Consider the following 16,943-nt stretch of genomic DNA (forward strand, 5'->3'; position numbering starts at 1 on the left):
CTGCAATTTTTTGGGGCGGGTTATTGCTGCGGGATAAGGGGCGTTACACTATTTTGCTTCTGTAATGCGAAATACCGTTACACTATTTGAATCTTACCACTGGATTAAAACAAGAGCAACTTGACTAAAGCATGAAAACGGCCATCCGCGCGAAATTTTATTCAGTAGTTGCGGAGAACGAAAAGCTTGCAGTTTATCGACCGAGTATTGTAACTTCTTGTCAAGGTTTAAAAAATAGCCTTGAAATGGTTTGTCCAGGTAATTCGCCTTGGAAATTCTTTTTGCGATGATTAATATGGAGCGTATGGCTTGAACAATTTTTTAAAGCAAGTACAAGACCTTATAGATATCGGAGATGTTCGGATATCTGAGCATGGATATGATGAATTGTCTGAAGATGAACTAACCGCAAGGGAATTGCTTGCCGGTGTAAAAAATGCCATAATTGTTGAAGAATACCCGGATTATAGCAAAGGGCCATGTGTTTTAACCTTGCAGCAAGACCGATCAGAACGTCCTGTCCATGTCGTATGGGGGATTCCAAAAGGAAATAGCAAACCTGTTGTTCTCGTCACGGCATACAGGCCGGACCCGGAAAGATGGGATAAAAATTTTTTGAAGAGGCGACAATCATGAAAAAGCGTAAAAAAACCAAATATCTCCATGAAGGCTGCTACGTGGCTGAAATTGAAGTGGAGGTATTGGAAGATGAAGGGGGATGGTCTCCATATCTTAGCATCAATGATGCTTACAGATTGGATGATGCCCGAGAGGCTCTGCGCAAAGGCGATTTGAGATCAGCAGCAAAATATGGCCGTATTTATGAACTTCGGCCTGTGGCACATCAGTGAACTGCTCTAACTCTTTTATGTTCAAATTCTGTTTGTATTTGTAACCATGTTAGCAACAGGAGTTTCTCAGAGGCCCGGAATGTGGATTTTATAGAAATGGAAAGAGTAAACCGCCCCGCCATCATCTCAAAGCCCATTCCACCTGCACCAGACACAAACGCCCTGCTGTAGTTTTATTGCATTTTACCATATATTTTGGTAGTTACAGAAAATACGGAAACGCTTACCGGATCAATTGCAACGGCATGTCAAAGGCTGTTTCCGCCTCCTCCTATTTTCGGAGAAAACATGAAAAAGCCGAACCATAGCCAGAACAAAACCCCCGGGCAATCAAGTACAACCTGGATTCCCGACCCGGCCGCCCTCCGGGAACAAGCCGAGCAAAAAGCAAAAGACATGCGCCTTCCGGATTTCGATTCCATGACCAAGCCTGAAATCCAGCAGGCATTTTATGAAACCCGGGTCAGGCAGATCGAAACCGAGCTGGAAAACCGGCATTTGCGTAAAGGACTTGAACAATACGGTGACCATGAGGAACTTTTTACTGCAATAACTGAAAACATTCTTGACCTGGTCGCTTTGACAGACCTGGAAGGAAACCTCGGGTTTGTGGGGAAATCCCATGAAATATTCGGCTATGAACGAAACTCCCTGATCGGAGAAAACTTTCTGAATTACGTGCATCCTGACGACCTCCCCCGGGTTCTGGAGGCTTTCAAGGATCTTGTTGCATCCGGTGCTCCGCCCAGAACCGAATATCGATTCAGATGCAAGGATGGCTCCTATCTCTGGATTGAAACAAGGGGCACTTTATTAAAGGATGAAAACGGCCATCCACGCGGGATTTTGTTCAGTTCAAGGGATATCACCCGGCGAAAAGAAGCACTGCAGCGCTCTTAGAACTACTACCGTGCCATATTTGAAACATCCGGCGCTGCAATAATGATTATTGAACAAGACACCCGCATTTCTCATGTAAATTCCCGTTTTGAGAAACTGTTCGGATATTCCAGACAGGAGGCAGAGGGCCAAAAATGCTGGACCGAGCTGGTGCATCCCGAAGATTTGGAAAGGATAAGGAAAAACCACGATTTGCGCCGGCAGGCTCCTGAAGCCGCCCCCTTCAACTATGAATTCCGTTTTTTTATTCGAAACGGTGAGCTGCGCCACGGCTACCTGACCGTGAACATGATTGCAGACACAACCCAGAGCCTGGTTTCTCTTGTGGACATCACAGATCTGAAAAAAGCAGAAGCGGCCATTGAAAACGAGCGCAGCTATCTGTCGGCAGTGATCGACAATATCGGGGAGGCCATTGTTATCTGCGATGCAGAAGGCCGGATTTCGCGCTTCAACGAAACGGCCCGGCGGCTGCACGGCCTTCCTGAACAGTCTGTTTTACCGGAACAATGGGCCGAGCACTATGATCTGTATCAGCAGGACGGCATCACGCCGCTGCCCAGGGAGGAAATCCCGCTGTTTCGAGCACTGCAGGGCCTGCCTGTTATAAATGAAGAAATTGTGGTGGTGCCCAAAAACAGCCGGCCATATTCCCTGGTCTGCAACGGACAGGCGCTGACCAACGAACAAGGCCAGATAGTTGGTGCGGTTGTTGACATGCACGATATCACGGAGCGCAAAAAATCCGAGGAAAAACTGCAGAAAAACGAGGCTTTTTTGACCGCGGTTTTTGAGAGCATCCAGGATGGCATCAGTGTGTTAAACAACGATTTGACCATTCGTTACACCAATTCTGTAATGCAAAAATGGTATTCTCAGTCCGGGCCGCTTGAAGGCCAAAAATGCTATCAAGCCTATCATAACAGGGATAAACCCTGCCCGAATTGTCCTTCCCTGTGATGTCTTGAATCCGGCGGGGTTGAAATGGAAGTCATTCCGGGGGCGCCTTACGAGGATTCTCCCCTGAAATGGGTGGAGCTGTTTACCTTTCCCATAAAACAGGAAAACGACGGAAAAATCACCGGTCTTGTGGAATATGTAAGGGATATAACCGAGCGCAGGCAGGCGGAAAAAGAACGTGAAAAACTGCAGGTCCAGCTTTATCAGGCCCAAAAAATGCAGTCCATTGGGCGCCTGGCCGGCGGTGTGGCCCATGACTTCAACAACAAGCTTTCCATCATCAATGGCTATGCCGAGATGGCGCTTGACGTGCTCGAAAAATCAGATCCCCTTTATGACAATATCCGGGAAATCCACCGTGCCGGCATGCATTCAGCCGACATTGTCAGACAATTGCTGGCCTTTGCCCGTAAACAGACAATCAGCCCCATGCAGATGGATTTAAATGACACCATAGGCAGCCTGCTGAAAATGCTGCAGCGTCTCATCGGCGAAAATATTGAGCTTGTATGGCATCCGGGAAGCCATTTGTGGCCGGTCAAAACAGACCCTTCCCAGGTTGACCAGATCATGGCCAACCTGGCCGTCAACGCCAGGGATGCCATATCTGACGTGGGAAAAATGACCATAGAGACAAAAAATGTTGTTTTTCACAATGACTGCTGCAAAACCCACGTGGAATCCACTCCGGGCAATTATGTCATGCTGGCGGTAAGCGACAACGGCTGCGGCATGGACAAGGACGTTCTTGACAAAGTCTTTGAACCCTTTTTTACAACCAAGGATGTCGGCGCGGGAACCGGCCTGGGCCTGCCCACGGTTTACGGTATTGTCAGGCAGAATAACGGCTTTGTAAATATCTACAGCGAACCCGGAGCGGGAACCACGGTTAAAATATACCTGCCCGGCCATACATCGCCAGAATCCGGCCCCGCGCCCACAGAAAAATCCGGCAGACAAACGCCCACCGGCTCTGAGACCGTCCTTCTGGTAGAAGATGAGCCGGCGATTCTGCAGATGGGCAAAGAGATGTTGGCAAACCTGGGTTACACGGTTTTAACGGCGGCCAGGCCGTCGGCTGCATTACAACTGGCCGAAGAACATGAGGGTGAAATAGAGCTGCTCATCACCGACGTGATCATGCCGGAAATGAACGGACCCGATCTTGCCGCGCAGATTCATCTTCTGCAGCCGGATATCAAAACCATCTACATTTCAGGTTATACCGAAGATGCCATTGCCCATCACGGAGTGCTTGACAAGGGCATTCAATTCATTCAGAAACCTTTTTCCATACAGGATCTGGGACTGAAGGTGCGCGAGGCGCTCGAACAGCAAGGGATATAATTTTAAAAAAGTTTTGAAAGGATAAAAGCTTTACGCGGATGCGAAAGCGGAAAAAAAGAACTTATGGATTCTGAAATTGAACTGCTCCGGGCAATGATAAAAGCCCTGCCCGACCCGGTGTTTGTGATTACAGAAACCGGGCATTACCTGGAAATCGCCGGCGGCAAGGACCCGGCCTATTATCATGACGGTGGTGATTTAAAAGGCCTGTCTCTACATGACGTGCTGCCGGAAGACAAGGCAGACTGGTTTCTGGAGCAGATCAGGGAAACTTTGGAGCAAAACCGGCTGCAGACGGTCCAGTACGCGCTTTCACAAAATGACGTCAAAGGCCTGGAGCAAGCACCCGGACCGGACGGGAATATCCATTTTGAAGGCCGGCTACAGCCCCTGCCCATAACCCTCCGGGGCGAACGCGCCGTGGTCTGGGCGGCGCGCAATATCTCCTCCCAGCGTGAATTGGAAATGAAGCTTCAGCAGCTGAGCGAAACCGACCCCCTGACAGGGATTTTCAACCGGCGCAAATTTCTGGAGCAGCTTGACAGGTGTTTTCGCAAATTCAAGCGTTATAACCGGCCAACAGCCCTGATCATATTTGACATTGATCATTTCAAGCGGATTAACGACAGCTTTGGCCACAGTACAGGCGATAAGGTGCTGTGCCGGCTTACAAAAGATTGTGCGCAACAGCTCCGGCAAGTCGATTCCCTCTACCGGATCGGGGGCGAGGAATTTGCCGTGCTGCTTCCGGAAACAAATGCAGAAAATGCATGCCAACAGGCAGAGCGACTGCGGCAAGTATCAGAGCAGTTAAGGGTTGAGGTTCGGCAATCGCCGGTTAAAATCTCCATCAGCGTTGGGGTGAGTGAATTTACGGATGCGGATACCAGTATAGAGGATTTGATGAAACGGGCCGATGCCCGCCTCTATGAAGCCAAGGGAAACGGCCGCAACCGCGTGGTGGGAGATTGAACAGCTTTCAAGGAGCAAAAAAATCATGAAAAAGATCTGTATCGGCTTAATGTGGGTATTTGTTTTGTCTTTTCATCTGCTGGCCGCCCCCGGGCCGGCTGCAGCGGAAAAAACACATCTGTCAATCCGCCCATTGCAGAGACCATAATGATCGGAACCCAGATACAGCAAGGTGTTTCTTTTACCTCCCGGGGGCAGGTGATAAGCGAAAAATAACAAGGGGTGGGTTGGTTTCTGCTTCATTGATAGACTTTTCTGGCCCCGTTTGGCTGGAGCTCTTTTTCCAGTTCCGCGAGGTTATCTGTTTTGCCCATGGCAATCACCGTGTCCCCCGCCCGGATCAGGGTCTCATGGGAGGGGTTGAACAGCATCTCCCCATCCGGGGTTTTCACGGCAATGATGATCAGATTGTATTTTTGCCGGATTCCTGAATCTTTGAGCATAAGCCCGGCAAGCGGGGAGCTTTCCTCCACCGGAATTTCATCCATCTGAATATCTTTTCGGTTATAGGTAAACACCAGGTCCAGAAAACTGGTCACCGAGGGCCGCAGCAGGCGCTGGGCCATGCTCACCGCGCCGACTTCGTACGGTGATTCCACCCGGTTGGCGCCTGCAGCAAAAAGTTTTGCCCTGGCCTTGACACTGCTGGCCCGGGCCAGGATGAAAATATCCGGGTTGAGCTGCCGGGCGGTCAGAACCAGAAACACATTGTCCGTATCCGTTGCCAGGGCGGCAATCAGGGCCCTGGCATGGGAAACCCCCGCCCGCAGCAAAACATCCTCCTCGGTGGCATCCCCGGATATGTGCAGAATATTTTCAGATTCCATCTGCTCGATGCGGCTTTGCTCCTTTTCAATCACCACGGGCTCAATGCCGTGGGCCCGGAAGCTGTTGCACAGCACCAGGCCGATACGGCCATATCCGCAAACGATATAATGATCTGTCATTTTTTTGATTTTTTTGTCCAATACCCGCCTCCCGAAAATGGTCCGGATTTGCGTTTCCACCAAAAACTGCACCAGCGCACTGGTGACATACAGAAAAGACACGGCCCCCATGGCCACCAGAAATATGGTAAACACCCGCCCGGTGTAGCCCATGGCATGGACCTCGCCATAGCCCACGGTGGTCATGGTGATAACGGTCATGTAGGTGGCATCCAGCAGACTCCAGCCTTCGATGATCATGTATCCGAAGGTTCCGAACAGCGTGGTGACAGCCAGCAGGCCAAGGGCGAAACGAAGATGTCTGGAAATGTCGGTCAAATGGTTTTCAACCTGTTTGCGTTGGATACAGTCCGGTTATTAAGTCTTGGAAGCCGCAGGATGTTAGTGTATATCAGATCATGTTGATGCACCAGAAAAAACAAATCCCCACAAAAGCGGGGAAATACCTTTTATAAAACATTCCGGGGGTTTGGTCAACCTGCGGTTTTGGGAAGAATTGTTGATGCGCGAAATTTTGTGCAAAAACAGCAAAATAATTCAGGTGCAAAGATGAAAATCAGAATCAAAATCATGCTGGGTTTTTTGATCCTTGCGGTGATGCTGGCAGTGGCCGGAGCGGTTTCCGTTTACGAGCTGCGATCCGTGGGCACCTCGGTCCAGGGCCTTCTGGATGACAACTACCGAAGCATTGAGGCCGCAAAAAAGATGATTGAAGCCCTGGAGCGCCAAGACAGCGGCATGCTCCTGCTGCTTTCCGGAAAATGGAAACAAGGCCGGCAAACCATCCAGGCCGCGGATGAAAAATTCACGGACGCCCTGGAGACTGCAAAAAACAATTTGACCATCCCGGATGAAAAAAGCTATGTGGAGCGGATTCACAAGGCTTACCAAAAATACCGCCTGCTGTGGGACCAGCCCATTGCCGGCACATCCCGGGAAGGCAACCTGGGATGGTACTTCGAGGACGCGCACAAGGCCTTTAACCTTGTCAAACTGGAAGTGCAGGAACTGATGGCCATTAACGACAGTGCCATGTACAAAACCGCATCCAGTCTCAAAACCAGAGCGCACAGGGCCGTGATGCCGGGCATTGTGGCGATTTTGTCGGCCCTGGTGCTCTCGCTGCTCTTTAGCTACTTTGTCAATATTTATATTGTCAATCCCATTCTTTCGATCATCAGCGCCATTGAAACCTTTTTGAAAACCAATGAACCCGTTCATTTGAAAATCGCCACAAATGATGAAATCAATGACCTGGCGGCATCTGTGTCCAACCTGGTGGCCATGGTGCAAAGAAACCGCAATGACTCAAGGCGTTGACGGAATGAGCGAAGCCGCAAAAGAGGTATTGTGATGCGACCGCAGATCATCATCCGGTACATGGGGTTTGTACTGCTGTTTAATGCCCTGTTTTTGCTGATTTCTGCCATTGTATCAGCAGTAAACGGGGACACGGCACGGCTGCCGCTTTTATACAGTGCCGGGGTTACGGCTTTAATCGGGGTTTTTCCGATAATATATGTCCCGCCGGTTGAAAACATCCACAACGATGAAGGCCTGGCCATTGTGGTGGCCGGCTGGGTGATGTCCGCACTGATCGGGACCTTGCCCTATATCATGTGGGGCGGGCCCTTTACTTTCACAAATGCATGGTTTGAAAGCGTTTCAGGATTTACCACCACTGGCTCCTCAATTCTGTCAAGCATTGAAGCCCTTCCCCTGGGCCTGCTTTTGTGGCGGTCTTTAACCCACTGGATCGGGGGCATCGGCATTGTGGTTTTCATGCTGGCCGTGGCGCCATGGACCGGCCAGGCGGCAATGGTGCTTTACAAAAACGAAATTTCCTCGCTTGCCGTGGAAAATTTCCGCTACCGCACCCGTAAGACCCTGCAGATTCTGCTGGTCGTCTATCTGGGCCTGACTGCAGCGGAAACCCTTTGTCTGCTGCTTGCGGGAATGGGCTTTTTCGACGCCCTCACCCACTCTTTTGCCACCATTGCCACTGGCGGCTTTTCCCCGCGAAACAACTCGGTTGCATATTTTAACAGTCCGCTGATTGAAAGCATTATCATTGTCTTTATGATCCTGTCCGGAATCCATTTTGCCCTGATTTTTTTAACCCTCACCCAAAACATCAAAAGAATCTGGAAATCCGCAATTGTCCGCTATTACCTGGTGGCCATGGCCGTCGGCGTGGCCGTGGTTTCACTAAATATCTGGGGCGATGTGTATGCCGATTTCTGGCAGGCCCTTCGGGCTGCGGCCTTTCAGGTGGTCTCACTGGGCACGAGCACGGGTTTTGCCACCGCTGACACCAATGTATGGCCGGGCTTTTCAAAGCTGATCCTGATTCTTTTTTCCCTGCAATGCGCTTGTGCGGGTTCCACCTCCGGGGGCATCAAAGTTGATCGGGTGGTTGTGTTCGGCAAAAGCTTTCTCAGCCAGTTCCGGAAAATGAAACACTCCAGGGCCGTGGTGGCCCTGAAGCTGGACGGAACCGTGATGGATCCGGCAATTGTTGAGGCGGGGATTGTCTATATTGTCCTGTATCTTTGCGTGGTCTGCATCTCGGCGCTGATGCTGACATTTATGGGCATTGACCTGATGACGGCTTTTTCCGGTTCCGTGGCGGCCATGGGCAATGTGGGCCCGGGTTTTGGCATGGTCAGTTCGCTTTCCAATTTCGCCATGCTGCCGGATGCCGCCAAGTGGACACTCACCCTTGTCATGCTGCTGGGCCGCCTGGAAATCTTCGGCCTGCTGATGTTTCTGTTCTACCGCATGATCCGGTAGAAGTTATTGGCGGTTGCCCCGGATTCTCCGGGCATTATTTCTAGTAAATACCGCCCATGTTTGCCGAGGCATGCACGGCAAGCAAAAAAAAGGCAATGCGCCCCATGATTTCTCCGGCCAGCACAAGAACCGGCACCCAGGCGGCAACGGTTCTCATCCGCCATATGGCCATAAGCGGTACAACAAGGCCCACGATGATCCTGGCCCAGTACAGCGGCGAGGAAATGTAGTTCAGGCCGGTCTGGCGCATCACCGTGCCGCCCGAAAGCCAGAGAAACGGCACCACCAGGTAGACCACGAGCCCGACAATGAGGCTTACGGCCAGAATCCGGGTGATCATGGGCATTTTTTCTGCAGGCGTGAAATACGCGGCAAAGCCCGCCCCCACCATGGCAGCGGTGAGCAGGAAAAACACAAACGGCAGGACATTGTTTAACGCGGGAAAACCCGGCGGCGAATAGGTCATGCCCGTAAAAAACAGGGCGATCAGCCCGACGGCGGCTGCGGCAAATGACAGCCCGGCATTGACCCTGCCCCTGGCGGTTAGAAACCCGACAATCACCAGGGCCGTGAACACCCCTATTCCCAGGGCCTCCCTGGAAAGCCAGGCCCTGCCCAGGTGCTTGATCGCCAAAGGCGCGCCCAGGGGGTGGCCCAGGTGAAACAATGATGCCACAAGCCCTGCAATGAGCAAAAGCGCGGCTGTCATCCACTCCGGCCGGACACTGCCGGCCGGGCCGTCTGCGGCGTGCTGGCGTATGGCGCTGATGGCCACAAGGCCCACTGCGGTCTGGCTCAAAACCGTAAATATGACCAGGGGCAGTTCCATCTGGCTCATAATTTCCTCCTTATCATTTTGGGCATGGCCGGCAGGCGAAACCGCACGGACGGATTCAGGGAAGGATAGCGCGGAAATCCGGCCGGGTACTGCACCGCGTTGGCCTCGTCGAATTCGGCCAGGTCCACGATCTGCAGCGCATCTGTGGGACAGCTCAAAACGCAGGCCGGCTTGCGGTCGTCATCGAGCCGCTGCCAGCAGAAGCTGCATTTTTCCGCCCTTTTGAGCACCGGGTTATACCGCGGGGCACCGTAGGGACAGGAGCGGATGCAGTTGCCGCAGCCGATGCATTTCTCCTGCTCGTGGACGACCACGCCGTCGGCCTCGCGTTTGTAATAGGCCACAACCGGGCAGACGTTAAGACATGTCGGATTTTCGCAGTGGTTGCAGGCCAGGGAATAAAACGCCCGCTCCCGGTGGGGGTAGATCTCTTCCTTGAGTTCGTAAACATCGCGCCAGATCACGCCGCTTTCCTGGTGATACTGATTCTTGCAGGCCATGGCGCAGGTAAAGCAGCCGATGCAGCGTTTGGCGTCAATATAGAATGCAAGCTGTTTTTTCATGATCGCCCCTCCTTATACCTTTTCCACATCTGCGAACTGGTCGTGTATGGCCACACCGGGTGCGCCGGTCTTGTATTTGCCCATATCCGATGAGGTGTCGTCCACCACGTTCTGGCAGTTGTAGGCATTGTTTCGAAACCAGGCCTCATACATCATGACCACGTCTGCGGGCACATTTTGCGTAAGTTTGACCTCGAGTTCCACCTCCCCGACCTTGTTGAAAACCCGGACCTGATCACCGTCGCCGATTCCCCGCTCACGTGCGGCCAAAGGATGCAGGTAGCAATACGGCTTTTTGTTAAAATCCTCCATCCAGTCAATATTAATAAACTGGGAGTGAATACCGAACTTGGTGTGCGGCGTGAGCAGCCGCAGCTTGTCATAGGGTTTTCGGGCCGCCTTGAATTTGGGCAGGGCCTGGTGGCCGTGTTGTGCGCAGAGATCGGACCTGAATTCGTATTTTTTCGAAGGCGTGCCGAATTCCAGGTCATGCCAGGAGGCCGGATGCATTTTGGCCTTGGCCGGGCCCTTTTTCAGGTCCTCCCAGGAATCGATGCCAAACAGGTCGTAAATGTCCTGGTTAAACTCCTTGATCATCCACTGCCGGGTATCGACTTTCGTGGGGAAAGTGCAGGAGCCGGGCTTGAGTTTGTTCATGCGCGCGGAAAGCGCGGCCGCGATCTCGGTGTTGGACTTGGCCTCATACATGGGCTTTATGGCCTGCTCGTTGACAGAAAGCCAGTAATGCCAGTAGCTTGCGTTGATGGTGTGTTCTTCGAACAACGTGGTCACCGGCAGCACGATATCCGAGAGTTCCACTGTCTGGGTGAAAAACTGCTCCACACTGACGATGAGTTCGGGCTTCTTGAAGGCCTCAAGCATTTTGGGCCGGTCAAAGTCCTGGGAAAGCACGTTCTTGCACGAAATCCAGAGCACCCGGATGGGCGGATCATCGGCTGTCAGAAGCATCTCCGCGGTCTTGTTGATGTTCAATGCCCGATCCGTGTATTCGGCCTCCTCATCGCCTGAAAAGTCAAAGTCGCCCTTGGGGCCTTTGCCCCCCAGAAACCCCTTTGCGCCCTCGGGGCGCTTCTGGAGCAGGGCGTGGTAGTTAAAGCCCCAGGTGCGCATATGGCCGTAACGGGCACCGCCGCCGGTCTTGCCGACATTTCCGGTCATGGCGGCCAGCGCGTCAATGGAGCGTACCGTGGCCCCGCCGTTGACATGGCGCTGCAGGCCGTAGCCGATCCATATGGTGGCCGGCTTTGCTGTGGCAAATTCTTCTGCAACCTCAACAATCTGCTGCCGGGGAATGCCTGATTTTTCCGCGGCCCACTGCACCGAGATCTCATTTCGCAAATAATCGGCAAACTCGTCAAAGCCCACGGAATTTGCATCCACCCAGGCTTTGTCAAAAAGTCCCTTGTCCAGGATGTGTTTGGCCATGCCCAAAGCCAGAGCGCCGTCCATGGAGGTGTCAACCTGCCAGTAAACGTCGGCCTTGGCCGCGGTCTGAGTGAACACCGGGTCGATGCAGACCACCTTGGCGCCCCGGTCCTGTGCCGCGTAAATGTATTTCATGGTATGCACGGAGTTCCAGGCCGGATTGGCGCCCCACAGGATGATATAGCGCGAGTTGACCATGTCCTCCGGATCATTGCACCACATATCGCCCAGGTCGTAATTCTGGGCATCAATGCCCGCGGGCCAGCACGGTGTTCCCACAAGGCGCGTGGTGTAGCCAAGGGAGGTCATCATGCCCTCCACTGCGTAGTTGGTGATCCCGAAGTTGCCGGAATACTTGGTCAGACCCAGGCCGAGCATGGAGTCGTCCTTGTCATTGATCTCCACGAGCTTTTTGGCGATCATGTCCATGGCCTCGTCCCAGGAAATGCGCCGCCAGTTGCCCGAGCCCCGGCCGTCCTGGATCATTGGATACTTGATCCGGTCCGGACTGTAGGGCCGGCGCGTGTAGGCATAGCCCTTGACGCACAGGCCGCCGTCGGTGAAGGTCGATGCCTGAGCACCTTCTATGAACTGCAGCACGCCGTCTTTTACATAGCTTTTAATGGAGCAGGTGTCATAGCAGTTGCGCGGGCAGGCGTTGCGGTATATTTCATAGTCGCCCTCGTAGATAATTTTCCCGGCTTTGGCGTCAAAAGGCCTCAGCAGGCCGCCCGGCATCGCGGCCAGCGCGCCCGCCGCAGCCAGGCACCGGAAAAATTTCCTGCGCGACATGGGACATCCGATGGCCTGTTTTACGCTGTCTGCATCCCGTTTATCCATTCCATCCTCCCTGTTTCAGGTGTTGATTTCTCTGCGTATTGATAAGCACGGCCTGGTTTTCCACCCATTGGCCGGCCAGCGCTGCGGCCCGGACAATGGCCGGATGCGCGGACTCTGCCCGGCTGACACGTTTGACAAATGCGGGTATCCAGGCGGCCATGTGCCGGCACACGAAAAATTGCCGCAGCTCGTCGAGTTCGGCGGACCCGCCCTGCTCTGCCGCCTTTTCCAAGACCAGGGCCGCATCCAGCTCCAGACTGACATGATCTTCCGGCAGCGCGTTTTTCCAGGGCGAGACCAGGCCCATCATTTCATAGACCGATCGGACCATCATGGTGGTGGGCCCCATGACAAGCGGTTCGTTTTCCAGGTACACCGAGGCAAAGGGCGGGGCCTCCAGTGATTTTGGCCCCACAAACAGTCGGGTAAAAGCATATTCAACCTGTCGCCAGTCGTTGACCCGGGGCAGAGGGTTTTGCAGGGCTTCACTGATTTGCAGGTATGCGCGCTTGTGCCCGGAGGCATCAGAAGAGATAAAAAAATCCCGCAGGGCCGGGCCAAGAGGGTTTGTGATCGGGTCAGGGTTCATTTGTGTTCCGTGATTAAAGATTGATTGTTTTATAAAAATTTAACCATTGCCGGTGAAACAGCAAGGAGAAACCCGGCCCTTGCATGGACCACCAAGCCCCCATTGACATGGAATCAGGACTTGTCGTAAGCTGACAAATCCACACCATAGAGATTGGGCTGGCCATAATCAACCAAGAGATAAAACCGTCTTGACACAGGATTTTCCAAATTCTCCCGACCCTTTCCGCGGCTGGCGGGTATATCTGCATCCGCGGGTGACGGGAATGCTGTTTCTCGGGTTTTCAGCAGGCCTGCCCCTGCTGCTGGTGGGCGGCACGTTTACCGCCTGGCTGCGGGATCTGGGCGTGGAACTGGCAGCCATCGGGTTTCTTTCCTGGGTGGGCATCGCCCATTCCATAAAGGTTTTCTGGGCCCCTGTGGTGGATCGGGCCCCCCTGCCCTGGCTGACCCGGGTGCTGGGCCGCCGCAGGGCCTGGATGCTGGCGGCACAGACGGCTGTGGGCCTGTCTTTTCTGGGCATGGCGGCCGCCGACCCCGTGGATCAGCTTTGGCTGGTGGCCGTCTGGGCAGTGATTGCCGCGCTGGGATCAGCCACCCAGGACGTGGCTGTTGACGCCTACCGGGTCGAAGCCGTGGCCAGGCATCTGCAGGCGGCCATGGCTGCGGCTTACGTCACCGGCTACCGAATCGCCCTGCTTGTGGCCGGGGCCGGGGTGCTCCATATTGCAGCTGTGGGAAGCTGGTCACTGGCATATGCCGTCATGGGGGTGTTGATGGCCGTGGGAATCATCACCACCCTGGTCACCGGCGAGCCCGAGGTCAGTATCAACGGCAAAACCCGGGCGCTGGAGGAAACCGTCATCCGCTACCTGGAAACCACCCGGGATACCGGGATCCGGCGACGGGTCACCGCGTGGCTCATCAGCGCGGTGATCTGCCCGTTTGCCGATTTTTTCAAGCGCTACGGCAGGGCCTCTGCCGCCATACTGGTTTTTGTGGCCCTGTTCCGCATCAGCGACATTTTTATGGGGGTCATGGCCAATCCCTTTTACCTGGATCTCGGATTTGACAAAACCCAGATCGCAAACGTGGCAGCGGCTTTCGGCCTGGCCATGACCCTTTTGGGCGCGGCCGCGGGCGGCCTTTTGACCGCGCGCTTCGGCATTGCTGCCATGCTTTTGTTTACCGCCTTCATGGCCCCGGCCACCAACCTGCTTTTTGCCTGGCTGGCCGTCACCGGCCCGGAGATCCATGGGCTGGCCGTTGCCATTATTGCCGACAACATCACCGGCGGTCTGGCCATTTCAGTGTTTCTGGCCTATCTGTCCAGCCTGACCAACAGCGCCTACACCGCCACCCAGTACGCCCTGCTCAGCTCATTGATGACCCTTCCCGGCCAATTTGCCGGGGGATTTACAGGTGTGCTGGCACAGCACACCGGCTGGGCCGGCTTTTTTCTGATCACCGCTGTCATGGGCATTCCGGCCATTGTCCTGGCACTGGTGCTGATCAAAATCGCCCACCCGGATCACAGGCCCAGGCCGGGCATTGCGGACTGACTTTGGCAGCCCGCCCGCTAAACGCCCCGGACAGACCCTGCTGACAAAGTGCACGTGACAAAGAAGAACATGTGACGTTTTTAAACACCTTTTTCTCCGGGACACCGGCCCGCCCGCTTCAAAAAAATTTTTCATACATTCAAATAGTTATACTTAAATTCAAATTTTTATCCCACCTGGCATGCATCCTGCTGTAGCAGAGACGAATATTGCGAAATCTGGATATTTCACTCCATCGCAATCATGAATCTCAGCAACAAGGAGGTATGCAACAATGCAAACCAGAACAACGACTTTCAGGACCAATTTCTGGAAAATCCTGTGCCCCCTGCTCATCGGGTGCTTTACCCTGGCGGTTACCCCGGCCATGGCCCAGCAGGACGGCGGCAGCGGCTACGGCGGCCAGAAGGGTCAGCAGAGCCAGCAGGGCCAGCAGGGACAGGGCCAGTACGGCCAGCAGCCCGGACAGAAGGCGGATTTTGAAGACAAAACCGTTGAAAAATTCGCCGAGGCCCACAAGGAAGTCCGCGATCTGCAGTCTGATTACTCCTCTGAGCTGCAGGAAGCCAATGATGAAAACCAGGCCCGGGACCTGCAAAGCAAGTATCGGGAAAAAATCATGGATGTGATTGAGAAAAACGATCTCAGCGTGCAGAAATACAACGAGATCAGTATGGCCATGCAGCGCGATTCCGACCTGCGGGAAAAAGTCGAAGACATGATGTAACACTTACCAAAGGAGGCAGAGTATGAAGAAATACATCACCCTTATTCTCCTGGTGCTGTTTACCATGGGTTTCAGCCTTGGTTGTGAAGCACCCGAAGAGTCGGGCCAGGGCGGCGGTTATGACCAGCAACAGCAGCAGGCGCCGGGCCAGCAGCCCGGTGGAGAAGAGGAGTCCTTCTAAACCAGCAGCTGTTTCATCATCATCATTTCCCCCCTCCGAGTCCGGGGTCCGGGTGCCGGCAGGCATCCGGACCCCGGTTTTTTTGCAAATTGACATCAGCCGGCCATTTGCGAAAATCAATTAAGCGTGCAGGGCCCGGTCCAGGTCCGCGGCAATGTCATCAATGTGCTCAATTCCCACAGACAGCCGGATCATGTCCGGGCTGACCCCGGCTTCGATCTGCTGGGCGTCTGTTAACTGGGAATGGGTGGTACTGGCCGGATGCAGGGCCAGGCTCTTGGCATCGCCCACATTGGCCAGGTGGGAAAACAGTTTCAGGCTGTCAATAAACCGCTTTCCCGCATCCCTTCCGCCCTTGATGCCGAATACCACCATGGCGCCGAAGCCGTTTTCCAGGTAGCGTGAGGCCACCGGATATGCGGGATCATCTGCAAGGCCCGGATAGCGCACCCAGCTCACCTGCGGATGCGTCTTTAAATATTTGGCCACGGCCATGGCGTTTTCGCAGTGCCGCTGCATGCGAAGGGGAAGTGTCTCCATGCCCTGGAGAAAAATCCAGGCATTGTCCGGCGAAATACAGGCCCCAAGATTGCGAAGAGCTACCAGCCGCATGCGCATGACAAAGGCAATGGGATTGTTTTCCCCGAGATCAGATGCAAACCGCAAATTGAAATTGCTCGGATCCGGGGTATTAAACATCTCAAACTTGGGATCTGTCCAGTCAAAATTGGCCCCGTCAATCACCACACCCCCGATGCCCGTGCCGTGGCCGCCGATCCATTTGGTGGCCGAATTGACCACCACATTGGCCCCGTGCTCAATGGGGCGGAGCAGATACGGTGTTGTAAAGGTATTGTCAATGATCAGCGGAAGGCGGTGTTTCTGGGCGATTCTGGCCACGGCCGTGATATCAGTAAACTCCAGGGCGGGATTGCCGATGGTTTCGGCAAACAGGGCCCTGGTGTTTTCATTGATGGCCGCCTCAAAACTCTCCGGGTTGCGGGCATCGGCAAACCGGGTGCGGATGCCCATCTGGGGCAGGATGCTGTCAAACATGGTGTAGGTGCCGCCATAGAGATTGTTGGCGGAAACAATCTCATGGCCGGCAGAGCAGATATTGATAATGGAATAAAAAATTGCAGACGTGCCCGAGGCCAGGGCCAGGGCCGCGCCCCCGCCTTCCATGGCGGCCATGCGTTTTTCCATGACATCCTGGGTGGGATTCATGATGCGCGTGTAAATATTGCCCGGCTCCTGGTAGGAAAACAGCCGGGCCGCATGATCCGAGTTTTCAAACACATACGAGGTGGTCCGGTGCACGGGCACGGCCCGGGCGCCCGTGGTCGGGTCCGGGACCTGGCCGGCATGCAGGCAGATGGTTTCAAAACGTTTCTGGTCAGACATATCCCCTCTTTTGCACTTTTTCGG

At 54.0% G+C, this 16,943-nt stretch carries 17 protein-coding genes and 1 pseudogene; 12 read left to right on the forward strand and 6 right to left on the reverse strand.

Annotated features, from left to right (window positions below):
* Nucleotides 1-309: 309 nt before the first annotated feature.
* The 7 genes and pseudogenes from ACTCIA_RS01895 (at nucleotide 310) to ACTCIA_RS01925 (ending at nucleotide 5,246) form a co-directional block, all read left to right on the forward strand.
* Nucleotides 310-636, forward strand: a complete 327-nt coding sequence (locus ACTCIA_RS01895) for a DUF4258 domain-containing protein (protein WP_463000113.1) — start codon at nucleotides 310-312, stop codon at nucleotides 634-636.
* On the forward strand, nucleotides 633-851 hold the full coding sequence (locus tag ACTCIA_RS01900; protein WP_463000114.1) for a hypothetical protein: 219 nt from the start codon (nucleotides 633-635) through the stop codon (nucleotides 849-851). The genes ACTCIA_RS01895 and ACTCIA_RS01900 overlap by 4 nt, the downstream gene beginning before the upstream one ends.
* A gap of 288 nt (nucleotides 852-1,139) precedes the next feature.
* Nucleotides 1,140-1,751, forward strand: a complete 612-nt coding sequence (locus tag ACTCIA_RS01905) for a PAS domain-containing protein (RefSeq protein ID WP_463000115.1) — start codon at nucleotides 1,140-1,142, stop codon at nucleotides 1,749-1,751.
* 12 nt (nucleotides 1,752-1,763) lie between these two features.
* Nucleotides 1,764-2,711 (forward strand): annotated as a pseudogene (locus ACTCIA_RS01910) (PAS domain-containing protein); the annotation flags it as partial.
* A 24-nt stretch (nucleotides 2,712-2,735) separates the two neighbouring features.
* On the forward strand, nucleotides 2,736-4,058 hold the full coding sequence (locus ACTCIA_RS01915; RefSeq protein ID WP_463000116.1) for an ATP-binding protein: 1,323 nt from the start codon (nucleotides 2,736-2,738) through the stop codon (nucleotides 4,056-4,058).
* Between the two features lie 63 nt (nucleotides 4,059-4,121).
* Complete coding sequence (locus ACTCIA_RS01920; protein ID WP_463000117.1) at nucleotides 4,122-5,030, forward strand: GGDEF domain-containing protein; 909 nt, start codon at nucleotides 4,122-4,124, stop codon at nucleotides 5,028-5,030.
* 51 nt (nucleotides 5,031-5,081) lie between these two features.
* Entirely contained in the window at nucleotides 5,082-5,246 is a 165-nt protein-coding gene (locus tag ACTCIA_RS01925) for a DUF3124 domain-containing protein (protein ID WP_463000118.1), read from the forward strand.
* A gap of 23 nt (nucleotides 5,247-5,269) precedes the next feature.
* Here ACTCIA_RS01925 and ACTCIA_RS01930 read toward each other — a convergent pair whose 3' ends face one another.
* Complete coding sequence (locus ACTCIA_RS01930) at nucleotides 5,270-6,295, reverse strand: potassium channel family protein (RefSeq protein WP_463000119.1); 1,026 nt, start codon at nucleotides 6,293-6,295, stop codon at nucleotides 5,270-5,272.
* Nucleotides 6,296-6,526: 231 nt separating this feature from the next.
* Here ACTCIA_RS01930 and ACTCIA_RS01935 point away from each other — a divergent pair, with 231 nt between their 5' ends.
* Together ACTCIA_RS01935 and ACTCIA_RS01940 are read left to right on the forward strand one after the other, a co-directional pair.
* Complete coding sequence (locus tag ACTCIA_RS01935) at nucleotides 6,527-7,297, forward strand: MCP four helix bundle domain-containing protein (protein WP_463000120.1); 771 nt, start codon at nucleotides 6,527-6,529, stop codon at nucleotides 7,295-7,297.
* Between the two features lie 33 nt (nucleotides 7,298-7,330).
* Nucleotides 7,331-8,770, forward strand: a complete 1,440-nt coding sequence (locus ACTCIA_RS01940; protein ID WP_463000121.1) for a TrkH family potassium uptake protein — start codon at nucleotides 7,331-7,333, stop codon at nucleotides 8,768-8,770.
* A gap of 40 nt (nucleotides 8,771-8,810) precedes the next feature.
* Here the strand turns inward: ACTCIA_RS01940 and ACTCIA_RS01945 are convergent, their stop codons facing one another.
* From ACTCIA_RS01945 to ACTCIA_RS01960, 4 genes are read right to left on the reverse strand one after another with little or no spacing between them, the layout of a single operon-like run.
* Complete coding sequence (locus ACTCIA_RS01945) at nucleotides 8,811-9,608, reverse strand: dimethyl sulfoxide reductase anchor subunit family protein (protein ID WP_463000122.1); 798 nt, start codon at nucleotides 9,606-9,608, stop codon at nucleotides 8,811-8,813.
* Nucleotides 9,605-10,171 (reverse strand): 4Fe-4S dicluster domain-containing protein, encoded by a 567-nt coding sequence (locus ACTCIA_RS01950; RefSeq protein WP_463000123.1) that lies wholly within the window; start codon nucleotides 10,169-10,171, stop codon nucleotides 9,605-9,607. Before ACTCIA_RS01950 ends, ACTCIA_RS01945 begins: the two co-directional genes overlap by 4 nt.
* Before the next feature lie 12 nt (nucleotides 10,172-10,183).
* Nucleotides 10,184-12,457 (reverse strand): molybdopterin-dependent oxidoreductase, encoded by a 2,274-nt coding sequence (locus tag ACTCIA_RS01955; protein WP_463000124.1) that lies wholly within the window; start codon nucleotides 12,455-12,457, stop codon nucleotides 10,184-10,186.
* Entirely contained in the window at nucleotides 12,450-13,046 is a 597-nt protein-coding gene (locus ACTCIA_RS01960) for a TorD/DmsD family molecular chaperone (protein WP_463000125.1), read from the reverse strand. The genes ACTCIA_RS01955 and ACTCIA_RS01960 overlap by 8 nt, the downstream gene beginning before the upstream one ends.
* A gap of 190 nt (nucleotides 13,047-13,236) precedes the next feature.
* Between ACTCIA_RS01960 and ACTCIA_RS01965 the strand changes: the two genes are divergently transcribed.
* The 3 genes from ACTCIA_RS01965 (at nucleotide 13,237) to ACTCIA_RS01975 (ending at nucleotide 15,515) form a co-directional block, all read left to right on the forward strand.
* Entirely contained in the window at nucleotides 13,237-14,607 is a 1,371-nt protein-coding gene (locus ACTCIA_RS01965) for an AmpG family muropeptide MFS transporter (protein WP_463000126.1), read from the forward strand.
* A gap of 274 nt (nucleotides 14,608-14,881) precedes the next feature.
* Nucleotides 14,882-15,334: a DUF4168 domain-containing protein gene (locus ACTCIA_RS01970; RefSeq protein ID WP_463000127.1), complete on the forward strand. Its 453-nt coding sequence runs from the start codon at nucleotides 14,882-14,884 to the stop codon at nucleotides 15,332-15,334.
* A gap of 22 nt (nucleotides 15,335-15,356) precedes the next feature.
* A complete protein-coding gene (locus tag ACTCIA_RS01975) occupies nucleotides 15,357-15,515 on the forward strand; it encodes a hypothetical protein (RefSeq protein ID WP_463000128.1) in 159 nt (52 codons plus the stop codon).
* A 120-nt stretch (nucleotides 15,516-15,635) separates the two neighbouring features.
* Here ACTCIA_RS01975 and ACTCIA_RS01980 read toward each other — a convergent pair whose 3' ends face one another.
* On the reverse strand, nucleotides 15,636-16,919 hold the full coding sequence (locus ACTCIA_RS01980) for an O-acetylhomoserine aminocarboxypropyltransferase/cysteine synthase family protein (RefSeq protein ID WP_463000129.1): 1,284 nt from the start codon (nucleotides 16,917-16,919) through the stop codon (nucleotides 15,636-15,638).
* Between the last annotated feature and the right edge of the window lie 24 nt (nucleotides 16,920-16,943).

Source organism: Desulfosalsimonas sp. (assembly GCF_055149105.1).

Bases quoted from the DNA above. Each gene is read 5' to 3' on its own strand.
- ACTCIA_RS01905 (WP_463000115.1), top strand. From the start codon at position 1,140: ATGAAAAAGCCGAACCATAGCCAGAACAAAACCCCCGGGCAATCAAGT.
- ACTCIA_RS01980 (WP_463000129.1), bottom strand. From the start codon at position 16,919: ATGTCTGACCAGAAACGTTTTGAAACCATCTGCCTGCATGCCGGCCAG.
- ACTCIA_RS01920 (WP_463000117.1), top strand. From the start codon at position 4,122: ATGGATTCTGAAATTGAACTGCTCCGGGCAATGATAAAAGCCCTGCCC.
- ACTCIA_RS01900 (WP_463000114.1), top strand. From the start codon at position 633: ATGAAAAAGCGTAAAAAAACCAAATATCTCCATGAAGGCTGCTACGTG.
- ACTCIA_RS01945 (WP_463000122.1), bottom strand. From the start codon at position 9,608: ATGAGCCAGATGGAACTGCCCCTGGTCATATTTACGGTTTTGAGCCAG.
- ACTCIA_RS01955 (WP_463000124.1), bottom strand. From the start codon at position 12,457: ATGGATAAACGGGATGCAGACAGCGTAAAACAGGCCATCGGATGTCCC.
- ACTCIA_RS01960 (WP_463000125.1), bottom strand. From the start codon at position 13,046: ATGAACCCTGACCCGATCACAAACCCTCTTGGCCCGGCCCTGCGGGAT.
- ACTCIA_RS01935 (WP_463000120.1), top strand. From the start codon at position 6,527: ATGAAAATCAGAATCAAAATCATGCTGGGTTTTTTGATCCTTGCGGTG.
- ACTCIA_RS01970 (WP_463000127.1), top strand. From the start codon at position 14,882: ATGCAAACCAGAACAACGACTTTCAGGACCAATTTCTGGAAAATCCTG.
- ACTCIA_RS01940 (WP_463000121.1), top strand. From the start codon at position 7,331: ATGCGACCGCAGATCATCATCCGGTACATGGGGTTTGTACTGCTGTTT.
- ACTCIA_RS01915 (WP_463000116.1), top strand. From the start codon at position 2,736: ATGGAAGTCATTCCGGGGGCGCCTTACGAGGATTCTCCCCTGAAATGG.
- ACTCIA_RS01975 (WP_463000128.1), top strand. From the start codon at position 15,357: ATGAAGAAATACATCACCCTTATTCTCCTGGTGCTGTTTACCATGGGT.
- ACTCIA_RS01950 (WP_463000123.1), bottom strand. From the start codon at position 10,171: ATGAAAAAACAGCTTGCATTCTATATTGACGCCAAACGCTGCATCGGC.